Origin of the sequence: Pseudoalteromonas thalassia (assembly GCF_049257215.1) — a bacterium.
Lineage (GTDB): Bacteria > Pseudomonadota > Gammaproteobacteria > Enterobacterales > Alteromonadaceae > Pseudoalteromonas > Pseudoalteromonas lipolytica_C.
In genome coordinates this window covers 23,668-41,316 of the sequence record NZ_JBMMUE010000013.1, presented here as the reverse complement: position 1 = coordinate 41,316, position 17,649 = coordinate 23,668, and the positions used below count along the sequence as shown (strand labels likewise).

The following is a 17,649-nucleotide window of genomic DNA, read 5'->3' as shown; positions in this document are numbered from 1 at the left end:
TTACATTAACTGTTGCGGTTTAATTTCGATATTTGCTGTATCTGAGCTAACCCATACTTCGCCATCTTGAACTGTGATGGTGAGCTTAATATTCCGATCGGCTAACTCTGCTAATGCTTGGGTAGCAGCATAATCGAGACTAAAAATACTCAAGTTTTTAAAATCATACAACTTAGGCTGATGTTTTTGCCACCAAATTGCTTGGTTATTTTCACCGTAAGTATACAAAACAACTTGCTTGGCTTTATTGCAGGCTTTTTTCAGACGTTTTTCATCAGGTAAACCTAGCTCAATCCATAATTCAATTTCTTCGCTGTAGTTAATGTGCCAAAGCTCTGGCTCGTCATCTGCGCATAAGCCTTTCGTAAACTCTAAGCCTTCACGAGCATTAAGTGCAAAAGCTAACAAGCGGATCATCAAGCGTTGTTCGGTTTCTGATGGGTGTTGTGCCAGTGTTAAATTGAAATCTTGATAAATGTGGCGGTCCATATCGCTTAGCGATAATTGCGCTTTAATAATGGTTGATTTAAGAGCCATAACTGCTTACTTGAAAAAATTTGCGCCATTATAGCGCAATTAATCTTACCGACGCTTAAATATCTCCAGCGAAACTTTTGGTTAATCCTTATTTATTATCACAAGCAGCATTCATAAACCTAAATTACGCCGGTGACATTTTAGTCACATTTACTTTGCTAACGTCTAAAGTTGATTAATTCGAATTCAATAATTAGGGCTATTTGGGAGGATGAAAGTATGTGCAAGTTATTGAAATCAAGATCATGGTTGATGCCAAGAGGGACGCAATTATGAAAGAACAATTTAGACAGATACTCTGGTCATTTGCATGGCTATTGTTGAGTAGTTTGGCATTTTACTCTTACGCAGTAGAAGAGCCAGGGGCAATAACGGTTATTGTTAAAAATCAGACTACAGATCGACCACTTCCAAACGCACAAGTCATACTTAAGGAACGAGAAACCTCTGCAATACAAACCTTACAAACTGATCTACAAGGGCGTATTGTTGTTGAGCAACTCGACCCGGGCCTTTACTCAATAAAGATTACAAAAAGTGGCTTTGCGGCTTTATACGAACCAAGTATTCGCGTTGTAACTCGTAAAAATACGAAGGTTGAATTTGACCTTAGAGAACAAGCCATAGAAGTAGTTGAAGTAAGAGCCCAACAAGCTGATACATTTACTTCAGGCTCTAGCACCTATCTCGACAGAGAATCTCTGCGAAGTGCCGTGGGAGGAGGTGCAGATCCACTACTTTCTCTAGATGGATTGCCAGGTGTCGCATCTGACAGTGAATTTGCAAGTTTCAGTGTGCGTGGTCGAGGCCCAAGAGATAATTTACTCTTTGTTGATGATTTTCCTTTTGATAAAGCTATTCACTTTGATGCGACGTTAGGTGAAGAGGAAGATGTAGGCGGCGGTGGTCGCTTTTCTATATTTGCCCCAAATGTGATAAATGGAGCAGAATTTTCACCTGGTGGGTGGCAAGCAGCTTATGGTGGTCGTGCAGGGTCTTTACTGAAGCTAGAAGTGGCCGATGGTAACCCTAGCCCATCTGCAAGTTTTCGCTACGACCTTGCTGGTTATGAAGTTGGTTATGACGGCCCTATAAATATCACTGATGAAGCAACTATGCTTTTTTCTGCAAGGCGGTTAGATTTTGGTGCCTTGTTTGAAACTATCGAAGAGCTAGATATTGGTGAACCTGTTTTAAGGGATATTATTTTTAAATCAGTGATACCCATTAATCAAAATAACACTTTTGAAGTGTTACTCATGGATACGCATGAGAAATATACTCGTGGCGTTGAGCATGTTTCTGAATCACCTAATTTTGAAGATACTGCATTGCAAAATGCCGAGCAAGATAGTGACTTGTATGGTTTAACATTGACCACGTTACTTGGTGAAACTGCTGTTTTGACTAATAAAGTTTACTACCGAAAAAGTGATAAATTGAGCTCTGAAGGTGAGGCTTATCCAGATCTTGTGCCCGAGGGAACGCCAGCTTCTGAATACCCTATTCGAGAAGACATTATCACTATATCTGAAGGTGAAACAGAAATTGGTTGGAGAAGTGATTTTGAGGTAGAAAATCAATTAGGGATGTTGAGCGTCGGTGCCCGAATTACGCAAATTGAACTAGATTACAGCACCTTTTTAGATGGTGAATGGAATCGGTATGTTTATGATAGTGACGATTATAGACCAGACCCACAGCAAAAGTTTATTGTACTAACACCTGAAAGCCTTAATTCAGTCACGTCTTTGAAAGAAGTAAACTATGCAGGCTACATAGAACAAATTTTTGAAATGGGTGATTGGGATTTTGGTACAGGTTTACGATTTGAACGAGATGGGTTTGCTGATGAAAGTTTTATATCACCTCGATTCAGCATCAACTGGATGCCAAGTCAAAAGGTAAGGTATTTTGCAACGGCGGGGTTATTTCATCAGTCACCGCTATATTTAGAACTTGCAGCTAACGAGACTAATAATCTTAAAACTGAAAAAATAACCCATACGAGTGTTGGCTTTAAATATTTCCCTAATGCCAACTGGTCATTACTAACGGAAGTTTATTATCAGCAACTTAGCGACTTAGTGGTTGACCTAGACCGTACCAGTGGAACTTATGCGAATGATGGTGATGGTACTTCATATGGTGCTGATTTTGTGCTTAATGCTACTATTTTCGAAGGCCTTTACGCCAGTGCAACCTATTCTTACAATGATGCGCTCGTAGACCGAAAGGATGGTTTTGGCGACGTAGCTGCTGAATTTAGTCGTGAACATGTTGCCACGTTAGGGCTGACATGGGAGATAAGTGACCGTTGGAAGCTTGCTGGACGATATAAATACCTTTCTGGCAGACCAGATGACATATTTATTGTACATGAAGATGTTTTGGGACCAGGACAGCCTTTGCGTTACTCTAAGGAAATTACAGAACGTAATGTTGGCCGTAAAGAAGGATCAGGCTCATTGAATGTTCGTGTAGATTACCGACGTGCCTTTGGTCCTATTGATGTTACCGCCTTCCTTGATGTTATAAATGTCACGGCAGCTTCATCAGCTGATGACACTGAGTTTGATTACCGCCGAGGGATTGAAGTCGTTGACGATAGCGAAGCTGAACCGCTGATCGGATTGCGATTAGATTACGCTTGGTAAGGAAGAAAAATGCTAGATGCTTTGAATACTGAGCCGATCAGAGCTTTGATTGTTGAAGATAATCGTGACATTAGTGCGAATATTGCTGCGTATCTAGAAAGGCACTGTTATCTCTTGGACTTTGCTTATGACGGTATAAGTGCAATGCAACTAGCGATGAACAACAAGTTTGATGTCATTGTTTTAGACCTAATGCTTCCAGGGATGGATGGCTTACACTTTTGTCAAAAGTTGCGAGCTGAAGCTGACGTTGAAACACCTGTACTTATGCTCACTGCGAGAGACACGCTTGATGATAAACTGAGAGGATTTGCAGTAGGAGCCGACGATTATTTGGTAAAGCCATTCGCATTGCAAGAGTTACATGTGCGCCTGCAAGCTCTTTATAAGCGGAGTCATGGCAATACCAATAAGGTATTGACTGTGTCTGATCTAACGATGAATAAGTCCACCTTGCAAGTACATCGTGCAGGCCAGCTTATTGAGCTTAATCCTGCAAGTATGAAGTTATTGCAGCGGTTAATGGAGGTATCTCCTTCTGTTGTTACACGCGATAGTCTCGAAACTTTATTATGGGCAGATGAGCCTCCCGATGGTGATGCGCTTCGTTCGCACATGTACAAGTTAAGACAGGCGATTGATAAACCATTTGATACGCCATTGATTCATACTGTGCACCGTATTGGCTATCGAATTGCAAAGGGCGTGCAATAATGTATCGGCATAGTTTGCACAAACGTGTCGCTATCGCGTTTGCAATGTGTGTGGCTGTGCTCAGTATTGCATGGGGGTTTGCTTTCTTTGCTGCAATAAGATTGAGTGAAGATCGCGTGCTAACCCAGCAATTGCAAGTTGCATCAGATAACTACCCTGCTATTACTACAAATCTTAAGGCGTACGATAAAGTAGATAACTTACCTCAATCACTTCATGCGTGGGCGCAAACAAATCCAGCAGTAGGCTTGTATGAATTTGATAGCGAAGAATTACATGTTGCCGTTATTGATACAGGCAATGAGCAGTCACCTGGGTTTGTAGTGTTTGATGTCGCGCAGATTGAGGCTTCTTCGTCAGAGGATTGGTGGTTATTACTTATTATTAGCAGCCTTGTAGGAACATTGGGGTTATTAGGCTTTGGGCTTGGAATTGTTGTGATGCGTCGAGCTTTGGCTCCCGTAACTCAACTTGCTAAAGCTGTGGCCGACATTGATCCTGAGCAATTATCAAACGAAGATTACAAGCGTATACATGCTAACCGATATACAAATGATGAAGTTGGCATGCTCGCAAGTACAATAGAGCAGGCTTTTGAGCGAGTGAGTGCATTCATCGCAAGAGAACGCTATTTTACAGACTCAGCAAGCCATGAATTGCGTACGCCAGTTACAGTCATTACCGGCGCCCTAGAGCTTTTAGAACAAAGCCAATTGACTCCTGCCGATATGAAGGTGCTAGATCGTGTAAGGCGGGCAACACACGACATGAATACAATGATCGAAATGTTTTTGTGTCTTGCTCGTGAAACTGATGATGGCTTGTATGATGAGCAGTTTTTAGTAATGCCACTGGTAAGAAAAGCAGTAGAGCAGCAACGCTATTTGTTAAACGGTAAGCTCGTCGGTGTTGAACTTGATGAGCTCGCCAACCCCATAATTTATGGGCATGCACAGGCATTTTCTATTGCCGTTAATAACCTGGTGCGAAACGCGTTTGAGCATACCCTTGCAGGACAAGAACCGATTGCAATTTTGATTAAAGAGCATGAATTATTAATCACTAATCAGTTCAGTGGCGGTGATACCCAGTATACGGCGACTGAAACAGCTTCTCACGGCTACGGCTTAGGTTTAGGTATTGTGCAACGCTTATGTGAGCGCAATGGTTGGTCATTCTCACTGCATGCAGATACAGCGCATGTAGTCGCTCGTCTTTCGTGGTGATGGAAGGCATGATTTTATTTTTAAACAATCCTGCTTGATGTAGTAAACTATACCTATCAGCAAAATCCCCATGGCGTTAGCCTTTAAAATAAAGAGCTTAATAATCTAATGAGTAGAGCAGGAATACAGTGGTTCCCAGGTCTACAGTCTTAACTTCCATTACTTTCCATACTGATTTCCAAGTAAATTTAAGTTATTGAAATGAAGCGTTTTTATTGCCATTCTTTTCCGCGCTCTTCCACCAGCTGCCAGATGCTTTAGTACCCACTAAAGCACCCATGGGTTCTAAAAGCGTATATACTGACCTAAATTAAGCAGGAGTTTATATGCCTAGGCCAGTAACTAAACTAACAGATAAGAAAGTTAAAGCAGCAAAGCCGCAGGAGAAAGAGCAAACTCTTTCAGACGGTGGCGGTTTTCAATTGCGTGTCTTACCCAGCGGTACAAAATCCTGGCAATTTAAGTACAAAAATCCAGTTACGGATAAATACAACAAAATGCCTTTAGGTATTTACCCAGATAAATCCCTTTCAGACGCAAGGGATGATGCCGCTGCTAAAAGAAAGCTACTAGCCAATGGCATTGACCCAAAAAAACATAAGTTAGAGAAGAAGAAAGAGGAAGTCCGTAAGCATAATAATACTTTTATCGCAGCTGCAGAGCTTTGGTTTGAGCGTAAAAAGCCTACTGTCACTGAGCAGCACGCGTCTCGTGAGTGGAAAACATTAGAAAAGTATGTATTTCCAAAAATGAAAAGTATGCCTTTGGAGAGCATTACAGCACCATAGACGATTGAAGTTCTTAGGCCTTTAGAATCTGACGGGAAACACTCAACAGTTAAGCGTATATGCCAGAGCCTTAATCAGATTATGGATTACTCTGTTAATCATGGCTATATACAAGCTAACCCATTAGCCAAAATTATTAAGGTGTTTTCTAAGAATGTGGTAGAACATATGGCAACTATTGAGCCAGATGAGTTGCCTGAATTCTTAAAAGCTTTATGGGGTGCGCCAAGTATTCAAAATAAGACTAGGTTATTGATTCTTTGGCAGCTACACACCATGACTCGCCCAAAAGAAGCAGCCATGGCTAAATGGGAAGATATTCATTTTGATGATGAGGTTTGGATAATTCCAGCAGAGGAAATGAAACGCAGAAGAGCGCATAGAGTACCTTTAACTCCTGCAACGATAGCAATATTAGAAAAAATGAAGTCACTCAGCGGGCATCATCAATATATTTTTCCTAATGAACGTGATCCTAATGGTCATGCAAGCACCTATATAGTGAATGCGGCTATAAAACGCAGTCTGGGGTACAAAGGTAAGCTGGTGGCTCATGGACTTCGTTCTGTTGCATCTACGGCGCTTCATGAGCAAGGTTACGATAGTTTGTTAGTTGAAGCTTGCCTAGCTCATGCAGATGAAAATGAGACTAGAGCGGCATATAACCGCTCAGATTATTTAGAGCAACGCAGGCCAATAATGGAGTGGTGGAGTGGGTTGATTGGGCAGACTAGTCCCAAATAAAAGTACTTAATCAAGCATTGTTTTGACTATTTTATTAAGAGCTTTTTTCTCAGTAGTATTTTGCTCTTTAGCATAGCTCGTCAATTTTTTCTGGTTTGCTTTGGTTAAACTTGGTGAGCTGATACTTTTCATTCGATGTTTTTTTGCTTATAAGAATTATTTAATCCATCAATTAATTCCTTAGCAGTAGGAAGATGTATACCTTCTCCAAGTCTAAACCTGATTGTTGGCCGTTCAATATACAGCTTTGATTGATTTCTAAGTAATAGCTGCCAATTTGAGATAACAGCATTAATAGCCCAGTAATAATCTTTTGATGTTATTGGTGCTAAGAAATTAAACTCTAAACTCCTTTTACATATAGTTCCACACCCAACCTAATAACTCAGTATCATTTGGTTTCAACCAATTAAGGCTACGCTCGCTGGAAAGAAACTTACTATATTGGATTTTTAATTTTTCTAAATAGTTTTGTTTGTCAACAAGTAGTGTGCCGTGGGAGTTATCAAAGGTATTTATGATTAGGGGGATAATTGCCTCATGTGTTTCTACATAGCCTTTTTCAATAGGTAGGTAACTAGGGCGGAGACCCTTAGTGCATATAGGGTTGAAGTTGAGGTAAACCCTGGGAAGTCCAGTTGTTTTTAAAAAGTTTGTTGAATTTGTTGAAAAATATAAAGCTATTGAGAAAGCTTAATATTTGGGATTTAATATACCAACAAATGTAACCCAAGGTGTAGACGTGTAACCACTTGTAAAAATTGGAAAAAACAGATTTAATAGGATAATACGTTGTTCTGACAGGGACTGAGTCGCAACCGTACAAGCTATAATTTAATAAAGCTTTATGTGTCAGTTACTCTCTCTAGTTTCCTTTAGCGTAAGTAATATTAACGTTAGTTAATGTCAGCACTGTATAACAATAAACATTTTTATTTTGTAAGGATATAGAGGGTTAGTTGATGAAAAAAGAGCTTATAAGCAGTTATTTTACAATTGCTTTAATTTGTAGCATTTTCATGTGGTTGTTTGGTGAAGATAGTTATCGTGGTTATGCATATAACTTAGGTAAAGCAATTGTTTGGCCTATATCTATTTTTAAATCTTATCCAGAAATTGATGGGGATAGCCCATTAAAATTTGCTTCAAGCTACCAGAAAGTAGCTGCTTCTGGCAACGTTGAGGGTTATACCGATTTTAATGTAGCTGTTGGTCTACTCTCTTATTACTTTTATGTTGAAAGTGACCCTTCAATTAAGCTTAAAGATTATAATGAACTAATGTATCAAGGGCGTGGAGCAGATCAATTCTTTAAAACTTTGTTGGGAAAAGAAGAAATTTTAACCAAAGTCGCTGATTATTTAGATGGTATGAGTTTTGGAGATATTGTTTCAGAAAGAGATGATATCGAAGATGATTTAATGGAACTGTTGAATGATAGGGAATAGCTATCTTAAATCTAGAAAAGTAGTCGCTTAAAAAGCGATTACTTTTCTAATGAAATTAGCAACTTTTTACTATTAGTATAAATGGTTTACCTGAGGCTCCATACCAAGTCTAAAGATTTATCTATGAAGTTATGTGTATTATTTTCAATGTGTTTTTGAAATGTTAATGCTTTGCTTTCAAAGTTTGCAGCAAACTTTGTTAAGTCTTGCTCTATTTCATCTAGAGTAAAGTTACCCTCATCAACAAGTTTCGGCAGGGCTTTTTCAACATTAATTGATTTGGTAATATTCACAAAAAACAGCCTACCGATGAAGATTACTATGAAATCTTTATCCTCAAAATAACTTTTCTCTATTTTTCGAACTGCTAAGATATATTTACTATTTTGCCAGTTCCCGCGCTCTCCAAATATAAGCTTTAGGCCTTCAAGAATTATTGTGTCAGATAAGTTAATATCTAGTCCCCTTTTTAACATTGACATACGCGCATAAGCTGTTGAAAAAACTATTACTTCTAAAGTGGCATAATCGTTCTTAAGTTCAGTGTAACTTGCATCCTCGATTATACTTTTTCTAAATCTAGATACATTTTTTACAACAAGAGACTGAAAATCCTCCTTTAATTTTGTTAATGGGGCACTTCTTGGATCTGATGGAGATGTAATAAATGAGGTTACTTTATCGAGCCTATTCATATTTTTTATAAAATCATATAGATCATCATTACTAATAAACTTTAATTTTAAGCTGGGGTTTCTCCCTAAAGTGGAGGGTTCGTTTTTATTTGGCATTTCTATCGAGGAAGCTGCGTACCTATTTAGTATTTCTGTATTTATTTCATCATGATTTAGAAGGTGAATTATGCAATCCAGTAAAGTTTTGGAAAAAGGTTTGGTGAAACCATTTTGAATAGAAGTGAGGACTTTTATACCATTACTAAACTCTACTTCCCAATATCTTGAATTTTCTGACTCGGAAATTGTTTTTAAATTCTTAAGCTCGCAGAAACTTATAAATATTTCATTTGAATTATTGTAGGAAAGATATATGCCGCAATCCGTAATACAGAAAAAGTCACTATAAGCAGGTGATGAAGACAAAAAAGATACAGCTAGAACCTTCTCTTCTTCTAATTTTAATTGGAAAGCTATGAAATCTAGCTGTTCAGAAGATAGTTCACCTGTTAATTTCAAGGCCGATACTTTAGTTATTAGCTCAGGGTTTGGCCCAAATGTTCTATTCTTGTTAGGGTCGTAGAATACTGGCGTATTTTGGATTCTGTAGATTAAATCTTCTAGCAGTACAAGAGTTTCTTCATCAAGCTTTACTTTTCTACTGCTATCTACAACTTTTTTAGAAGTGATTGCATAACTGTTGAGTACAGAAAATAAAAAAGCTAGTGGCATCTTTTCTGCGTAGGTAAGGCGAGATATAAGGTTGTTATTTATTATGAGCTGACAATCATTACAAGAGACTTTCTCTATATCGTCAAAAAGAACTTTTTTGATTTCTGATGTTCGACTGCTAAAGTAGACTCCATTGTTTGTAATAAGCAAGCCCTCTTTTCCACTTCGCCAGAAGGTATCATCTATTAAAGTTATTACATCTTCCTCAGCTATACCTCGACCATACTCATTCAAAGCATTTAGCAGTTTTTTTCGTGGGATACTTGGTTTAGAGAAAATATAGTCAGATGTAATAATGGGGAGGCTTGTACTTAAAATATAAGTTTCAAAATTCATATTAATTCCTTTATTTGATTAAATTCCTTTTGATAGAGGTTAGTTCAAACGTATTGAAAAATACAGCTGTATTTTTTGTTAGGGTTTGATTTATATGAAGTAAAGTGTTGTCAATTAAGATTGAAATTTTGCTTTTTTTGAATCTATCCTTGAATACCCGTTAGTAATAGTTAATTTCTTCAGGTTTGTAGTAAGATCACTTATATCGAAGTACAAAAACACTGTTATGTTTTAGTACCCACTATAGTGCCCATGGCATTGGTCTTAAAATTAAAGAGTTTACAAATCAAATGAGTAGAGCAGGAATACAGTGGTTCCCGGGTCACATGAACAAAGCCCGCAACGAAATTAAAGAAATCATGCCACAGATGGATGTGATCATTGAGGTACTTGATGCCCGTATTCCTTACAGTAGTGAAAACCCAATGGTTACTGCGCTTCGTGGCGATAAACCGGTGATCAAAATCATGAACAAGGCGGACTTAGCTGATCCTAAGTTGACGCAAGCTTGGAAAGACTACTTTGAGCAGCAAAGTGGCGTGAAAGCGATTGATTTTGGTAATGATAAAGCGGGTGAAGTACACCGTATTAATGAACTTTGTAAAAAATTAGTGCCGCATAAAGTGGGTGCTGATAAACAAATTAAAGCCATGATCATGGGTATTCCGAATGTTGGTAAATCAACACTTATTAATACCTTAGCTGGCCGTATTGTGGCAAAAACAGGTAATGAGCCTGCGGTAACAAAAGCGCAGCAACGTATTAAGCTTGACGATGGCATTATGCTTTACGACACGCCGGGCATGTTGTGGCCTAAAGTAGAAAACGAAAACTCAGGTTATCGTTTAGGAGCAACCGGTGCAATTCGTGATACCGCTATCGATTACGAAGAAGTGGCTAGTTACACCGCTGAATATTTACTGCATGCATACCCAGAGCTTTTAAAAAGCCGTTATAAAATTGACGAGCTACCAGAGTCTGACTGGGAGTTTGTTGAAATGGCAGGTAAAAAGCGTGGCTGTATCCGCGGCGGTAATCAAATCGATACTTACAAGATGTCTGAAATTCTTATTAACGAATTACGCGATGGCATTATTGGTCGTATTACCATGGAAACACCGGCCATGCGTGAAGAAGAAGAGCAAATGGTTGCACAGCTTCGCGCTGCTGCAGAGGCAAAAAAAGCCGCAAAAGAAGAAGAGAAAAAACAACGCCGAGCGCGTGCGCGCAAGAATCGCCGTTAACAAGCCATCATTTGTTTTTCAGACATAAAAAAAGCCCTGTAAGGGCTTTTTTAGTTTCATATCTACCGTCACCGATATGAGCAATGTAGCAAGTAAAATAGTAGGGCGATCACCTGTTGCCAATATCAAGGGGCGTTGCGATTAGCAACAGGCGATCTTAGCTTTATCGTGGGCCACACGTGTTTCAGGGTCGAGAAACAAATCAGTTTATTCCGAACAAGTCATAACACTTCGCTGTCTTGTTGATAGTGATTATCAATTAGATTTGCGTGTCTGTCAATACTCAATTGAAAATAATTCTCATTTCTTTGTGTTTGTTTTTTAAACTTCAGCAATACAATGCATTAGCACTAAAGTTAGGCTGTAAATTACGCGCAATAAAAACTATGCTGGTGCTATAACAATTAAAATAAAAACACACGATGTTCTCAATTTGGTCAATAAGCCTTCTTGCAATTGTATATCTGGCAATTTTATTTGCGGTTGCAGGCTGGGCTGATAAAAGAAAAGTATTGCCTTTTAAAGGCTTAACCTATGGTTTATCGCTTGGAGTGTACTGCACCTCTTGGGCGTTTTTTGGTACCACAGCACAAGCTGCATATAATGGTTGGTGGCTAGCACCGACTTATGCCGGCACTATTTTGCTATTTATTTTTGGTTGGCAAGTGTATTGCCGTATAGCGCATATTTGTAGGCAGCAAAAAATAACCTCGATGGCGGATTTTATTGCTACGCGATATGGTCAGTCGTCGAGCTTATCAGGGCTCATTTCATTGATTTCAGTGATTGCCATTGTGCCTTATATCTCTTTGCAGCTAAGTGCTACCGCACAAAGTATTAATTTATTAACTAACCGTTCAATGATGCAAAGCCATGAAGTATGGGCCGATAGTACTTTTTATATCACGTTTGTATTAGCACTGTTTGCTATTTTATTTGGTGCAAGGCGCTTAAAGCCTAGCGAACATAACCCCGGTCTTATTGCCAGTATTGCCTTTGAATCTGTGGTTAAGTTATTAGCATTTTTAGCTGTGGGTTTGTATGTGTGTTTTGCGCTATTTGATAGCCCAGTGGCACTGTACGATAAAGCCCATGAACTAAATATTGATCAGCAAGTGGCTGCTACACAAAGCCCGACCTATGTGTATGTTGCCCATACTTTACTTGGTATTTTGGCGACCTTATGTTTGCCAAGGCAGTTCCACATGAGCTTTATCGAGAAAAATAACGATAAAGAATTGGCCTCGGCACGTTGGCTATTCCCGATTTACTTATTACTTATCAACCTGTTTATTCTACCAATTGCATACGCCGGATTAATTTACTTTCAAGATCAAGAAGTCGGTTACGACACCTTTGTATTGGCGCTACCTATGGCGGCTGATGATGCCTTTGTGGCGCTATTGGCGTTTTTAGGCGGCTTTTCAGCGGCAACCAGTATGGTGATTGTGTCATCCATTGTGCTTTCAGTGATGATCACCAATGACTTTATTAATCAATTTATTTTACGCCGCTCACAGCTCACATCGAGTAGCCGCGGACTTGATAAAAACAACCTATTACATGCGCGTAAAATCGTTATCGTACTGATTTTATTGCTTAGTTATTTTACTCACCGGGTTCTTGGCGAAAGTACAACCCTTGCCAATGTGGGTTTAATGTCGTTTACCTTAGTCGCACAATTTTCACCGGCCATGATCATTGGCTTATGGTGGCGACAAGCATCCTGTCGCGGCGCACAATTGGGGATTTTAAGTGGCTTTATCATTTGGGGTTACACACTCTTACTGCCAAATATTGCTGGAGGTTTAGGTCGCGATAGCTTATGGCTCGTGGATGGACCGTGGGGAATTAGCTGGCTCGCGCCTACCGATTTATTTTCTTTAGGCATGGAAAGTATCAGCCAAGCCTTGTTGCTGTCGTTAGGTGCGAACTGTTTAGTGTATTTTTTAGTGCCGCTATTTAGTCGTGCAACCTTGGCTGAACGCTTACAGAGCAATAAGTTTGTATCGCAGCTGAGTGATTCACGGGTGAGTAATCATCTGCAGCCCTTGAGCTATCACGACCTAGGTGCACTTTTGCAGCGATTTGCCGAAAAAGAAGCGGCGCAGTCTTTGGTTAATCATTACTTTCCTGATGATAAAAGTAAGTGGAAGCGTCCCGCCAATGTTGAGTTAGAGCTACTGGTTGAGCGCGAGATGTCAGCGGTGATAGGTGGTGCATCGGCGCGGCTTATTTTAGATGTAGCCAAAGATGAGCAGCGTCAGCCGCTAGAGCAGGTTGCTGAATTTGTAGATGAGGCAAGCCAAGTACTCAAATTTAATCGTGATTTATTACAATCAACAATCGAAAACATTCAACAAGGGATCAGTGTAGTTGATAGTGAGCTGCGGCTGGTAGCCTGGAATCAAGGCTACAAAAACATGTTCGCCTACCCAGATGATGCGCTCTACATAGGCCGCCCAGTTGCTGACATTATTCGTTTTAATGCCGAGCGCGGCTTATTTAGCGGCGAGAGCATGACCAGCGAAGTTGAAAAACGCTTAGCCTATTTACGCCAAGGCAGTGCTTATAAATACCAGCGCTCACACAATGATGGTCGCGTGTTTGAAATGCAAGGTAACCCACTGCCAGGTGGCGGCTTTGTAACAACCTATACCGACATCACCGAGTTCGTAAAACAACAAAAAGCGCTAACAGAGGCTAATGTTAGCCTTGAAGAAAAGGTAGCAGCACGCACCTTGGCGCTAACACAGGCAAACCAAGAGTTGTCGATGGCAAAGCAAGTGGCAGAGCAAGCAACGGTCAGTAAAACCCGGTTTTTTGCGGCTGCCAGCCACGATTTATTACAGCCTTTTAATGCCGCGAGTTTATTTTGTTCTTTAATGAATGAAAAAGCCCAAGACACCGAGCTTAAAGAGCTGGCGATGAATATAAAGAATTCACTGGGCAATGCAGAAGAGTTGTTATCGAGTATTTTAGAGTTAACCAAACTTGACTCTGGCTCGTTTAAAGTACAAATGAGCGAATTTGCAACCAGTTCTCTTGTTGAACCACTTCGCAATGATTACGAAGCTTTAGCGCGTGAAAAAGGTTTGAAATTTATTGTTGAAACCTGCGATGTGCGCCTGCATACCGACAAAGCGCTATTACGCCGAGTACTGCGTAACCTTTTGAGTAATGCGATTCGTTACACTGAGCAAGGTGAAGTGCGCTTAAAAATGCAGTACGAAGATAATCATGTGTCGTTTATTGTTGAAGATACCGGTATTGGTATTGCTGCCAATGATCAGCAAACGATTTTCCAAGAGTTTAAACAGCTTGGTGCAAAACCAAGTGCTGAAGGCTTAGGTTTAGGGCTGGCTATTACCAAACGTATTTGTGATTTGCTTAAAATCCCCCTAGTGATGGGATCTGAACTTGGTAAAGGTACGCAATTTACCTTGATTTTACCTTGTAAAGTCAGCGCTGCACCAGCGCAAGCCAAAGGTGCAGAGGCATCACAAGAAACAGAGCTGGGGCAATTGCGTATTTGGTTGCTTGATAACGACCGCAACGTGTTAGAGGCATTAAAACAGTTACTTGAGAACTGGGGCTGCGAAATCTCAACGGCCACTAACTTAGCGGAGCTTGAGCAGCTAAAGGCAAGCCAAGCCCTACCGCAATTGTTGATTATTGATTATCAGCTTGATGATGGAGTAACAGGCCTTGAAGTGATTGAGCAAGCGGCACTAACACGCTTACCAGCTATCGTTAATACCGCAAATCATGATGAAGGCATACGCGAGTTAGTGCTCGATGCGGGCTATCCATTGCTTTATAAGCCTCTGAAAGCGCCCGCCTTAAAACGCATGATTAAGCGACTGACTTAATCATGGTAATTGTAGCTTGTGTGCCTTGCTGGGGCTTTGAGTTTATCGATAACTCAAAACCTTGGTTGCGCACAAGTTCTCGGGTGATCACCAGCCCTATACCTGTGCCATTTGCCTTGGTTGAGTAAAATGGCACGAACAAGTTATCGGGGTTTTGAATACCACAACCTTGGTCGCTAATTGCAATACTTAAGTTATTACCTTGTTTCGACCAAGTGAGGGTAGGGGCTGAATTGCTACCTGCTTCAAAGGCATTTTTTATCAAGTTGATTAACGCTTGTTCTAGCTGACCTAGGTCGGCATTAAAATGTAACTCTTCGCTGCTATTTATTACTAGTTCAGGAAAGATAGCGCTTAAGCGAGTGTTTAATTGCTCGCTACTGATTACCTGTTTTTGTGCGGGTGGTAGCTTGGCAAACGCACTGTAACTGGCCACAAAATCAAGCAAGTGCTGAGCGCGTTTTTCTATTACTTGCAGCATATCTTGGGCGAGATCATCGTGACTGCTAATTTGCCCTTGGCGTTTAAGGGTTTGCAATGACTGACTCATTGAATAAATCGGCGTGAGTGAGTTACGCACTTCATGATTTAACACTCGAATTAACCGTTGCCAAACAAGTTGTTCATTATCGCGAAGCTGTTGCTCAATTGAAAAGAAGGTTAGTAATTCAAAGTTTCTGCCAGTCCGCCAAAAAGTCTGCGATGAGATTTGAAAGCGTTGTTTAAACAGTGAGTCACTGTTTTGTTGCCACTCGCCATCATGCAGGGCAATGCCTAAGTCGCTGGCCGATTTACCTTCAATCTGGTGATGGTTAATACTGTTTTTAAACGCCTTATTACTAAAGTAAATCAAGCTATGGGGGTCTAGGATAACGATGGGTAAGTCCAGCATGCTGGCAAACTCAAAAACAAACTCTTCTGTTTGCATGTAATGGCGTTTGTTCTTGGCTATTTTATTGCTGAGCTTGGCAAAATCTTGCTTAAGCGCTGCAACTCGCCCACTTTGATAAGACGCTAAATGCCAACTATTACTTTCGTCATTTGCCAGTGCATCTAGTTGCAGACCAAAGCGTTCAACCACATCGGTGATCACACGGTAGCTTTTAATTAAAGCAAAAGCGCTTATCCCGATAAACGGCAATAATAGACTGATACTGGCAAACCAATCTAGTTTTAAGCTGAGCGAAAGGGCAATACCAAGCGTTAATAGCAGCGCTATAACCATATAAAAATAGCGTCGAATACGCTGCTCTAACGACAACTTGCTACTCATTTAGCGTTCTACTTCTTTTAAATCGAGCTGATGTTTATCAATGCGACGATAAATCGCCGATTTACTTAATCCTAAAAATTCTCCTGCGGCGATAACATTGCCATTAAATTGCAGCAGCGCTTTTTGAATCATTTGTTTTTCAAGTTCTTCAAGGGGCAATAGTGGCAAAGCTTGTTCCGCATTACTATTTGTTTGCTCGCAACTTGGTTGATCTAAAATGAGGTCATTGGCTTGAATATTATTGTTATCGCTCATGATCACTGCGCGTTCAATGCAGTGGCTTAGCTCACGAATATTACCAGGCCAGCTGTAATTTTTTAGCGCCTTTAGGGCATCATTACTGAGCGCCATATTTGCGCGTTGATATTTTTTACCATGCACTAACAACAGGTGTTCAGCTAATGGGGCAATGTCGTCTTTTCTGTCGCGAAGAGGTGGAATGTGCAGTTCAATGGTATTAAGCCTAAATAATAAGTCACGGCGGAACTCACCCTGCTCAATGGCTGTAGCTAATTCACTATTGGTGGCAGAAATAATGCGAACATCGGCGGTTTTGGTTTGGCTTGAGCCTAGCACTTCAAACTCTTTGCTTTCTAGCACGCGGAGCATTTTACTTTGCAGCTCGAGGCTTAACGTTGCAATTTCATCTAAAAATAAGGTGCCGCCTTCGGCAATTTCAAACCGTCCTAAGCGGTCTTCTTTGGCATCAGTGAAAGCGCCTTTCTTATGACCAAATAATTCGCTTTCGAATAGCGTTGGGGCAATGGCGCCAACATTCACGCTTACATAGCGTTTATCAGCTCTGAGTGAATGCTGATGAATATAATGTGCCAATAAGCTTTTGCCTGTGCCATTTTCGCCGGTAATTAAAATACTGGCATCGGTTTTTGCAGCGCGCTCAGCTTTGGCGAGTAACAGCTGCATGATTTCTGATTGGGCTATGTAATGTGCTTGTGAGTCACTGGTAAGTGCCTTTAAGCACGCGTTGTCGTGATTACTTTGCTTAAGTTTTAGTTGTTGTTGCACAACGGCGGTTAAGCGTAGGTTATTCCACGGTTTTTCAACAAAGTCGACAGCCCCTAATTGCATGGCTTTTACGGCAACATCTATGCTAGCCCATGCGGTCATTACAATGACAGGTATGGTTGAACCTAATTGATTTAGTTGCTTTAAAAAGCGTAATCCCTCTTCACCTGAGGTAGTGTCGAGCTTGTAGTTCATATCGAGCAAAATCAGGCTAATGTGCTCGGTTTTTAATAACTCAAGCGCATGTTCAGGGCCTCCGGCCTCAAGGCATGGTAAGCCTAGTTGTTGTAATGCAACAATAGCAGCCAGACGTACATCAGCTTGATCGTCTATGACTAAGATTTTGTCCATGATGTTTTCTTATTATCCTGTTGAGGT

Annotated in this window: 11 protein-coding genes and 1 pseudogene; 8 read left to right on the top strand and 4 right to left on the bottom strand. The window is 40.4% G+C overall.

Annotated features, from left to right (window positions below; translation table 11 throughout):
- On the bottom strand, positions 1-537 hold the full coding sequence (locus AAEU31_RS15095; protein WP_138558096.1) for a YaeQ family protein: 537 nt from the start codon (positions 535-537) through the stop codon (positions 1-3).
- A 272-nt stretch (positions 538-809) separates the two neighbouring features.
- Here AAEU31_RS15095 and AAEU31_RS15090 point away from each other — a divergent pair, with 272 nt between their 5' ends.
- The 6 genes and pseudogenes from AAEU31_RS15090 (at position 810) to AAEU31_RS15065 (ending at position 8,114) form a co-directional block, all read left to right on the top strand.
- Positions 810-3,194, top strand: coding sequence for a TonB-dependent receptor (locus AAEU31_RS15090; protein WP_421967630.1), 2,385 nt, complete (start codon positions 810-812; stop codon positions 3,192-3,194).
- A gap of 9 nt (positions 3,195-3,203) precedes the next feature.
- On the top strand, positions 3,204-3,908 hold the full coding sequence (locus AAEU31_RS15085) for a response regulator transcription factor (RefSeq protein ID WP_498049590.1): 705 nt from the start codon (positions 3,204-3,206) through the stop codon (positions 3,906-3,908).
- Complete coding sequence (locus tag AAEU31_RS15080; RefSeq protein ID WP_421967629.1) at positions 3,908-5,134, top strand: sensor histidine kinase; 1,227 nt, start codon at positions 3,908-3,910, stop codon at positions 5,132-5,134. Before AAEU31_RS15085 ends, AAEU31_RS15080 begins: the two co-directional genes overlap by 1 nt.
- Positions 5,135-5,460: 326 nt before the next feature.
- Positions 5,461-6,045: pseudogene (locus AAEU31_RS15075) on the top strand (integrase arm-type DNA-binding domain-containing protein); the annotation flags it as partial.
- A 45-nt stretch (positions 6,046-6,090) separates the two neighbouring features.
- Entirely contained in the window at positions 6,091-6,666 is a 576-nt protein-coding gene (locus AAEU31_RS15070) for a tyrosine-type recombinase/integrase (RefSeq protein ID WP_421967679.1), read from the top strand.
- Between the two features lie 962 nt (positions 6,667-7,628).
- On the top strand, positions 7,629-8,114 hold the full coding sequence (locus tag AAEU31_RS15065) for a hypothetical protein (protein WP_175079431.1): 486 nt from the start codon (positions 7,629-7,631) through the stop codon (positions 8,112-8,114).
- Between the two features lie 86 nt (positions 8,115-8,200).
- On the opposite strand, the gene AAEU31_RS15060 is transcribed toward AAEU31_RS15065, so the two are convergent.
- Positions 8,201-9,856, bottom strand: coding sequence for a hypothetical protein (locus AAEU31_RS15060; RefSeq protein WP_421967628.1), 1,656 nt, complete (start codon positions 9,854-9,856; stop codon positions 8,201-8,203).
- Positions 9,857-10,146: 290 nt separating this feature from the next.
- Here AAEU31_RS15060 and ylqF point away from each other — a divergent pair, with 290 nt between their 5' ends.
- Entirely contained in the window at positions 10,147-11,100 is a 954-nt protein-coding gene (gene ylqF / locus AAEU31_RS15055) for a ribosome biogenesis GTPase YlqF (RefSeq protein ID WP_138558098.1), read from the top strand.
- A gap of 422 nt (positions 11,101-11,522) precedes the next feature.
- Positions 11,523-14,972 (top strand): PAS domain-containing hybrid sensor histidine kinase/response regulator, encoded by a 3,450-nt coding sequence (locus AAEU31_RS15050; protein WP_421967627.1) that lies wholly within the window; start codon positions 11,523-11,525, stop codon positions 14,970-14,972.
- Here AAEU31_RS15050 and AAEU31_RS15045 read toward each other — a convergent pair.
- Both AAEU31_RS15045 and AAEU31_RS15040 read right to left on the bottom strand, forming a co-directional pair.
- Positions 14,956-16,245, bottom strand: a complete 1,290-nt coding sequence (locus tag AAEU31_RS15045; protein ID WP_421967626.1) for a sensor histidine kinase — start codon at positions 16,243-16,245, stop codon at positions 14,956-14,958. The two genes, AAEU31_RS15050 and AAEU31_RS15045, sit on opposite strands and share 17 nt — an antisense overlap.
- Positions 16,246-17,622, bottom strand: a complete 1,377-nt coding sequence (locus tag AAEU31_RS15040) for a sigma-54-dependent transcriptional regulator (protein WP_421967625.1) — start codon at positions 17,620-17,622, stop codon at positions 16,246-16,248. It abuts the gene before it with no gap.
- Between the last annotated feature and the right edge of the window lie 27 nt (positions 17,623-17,649).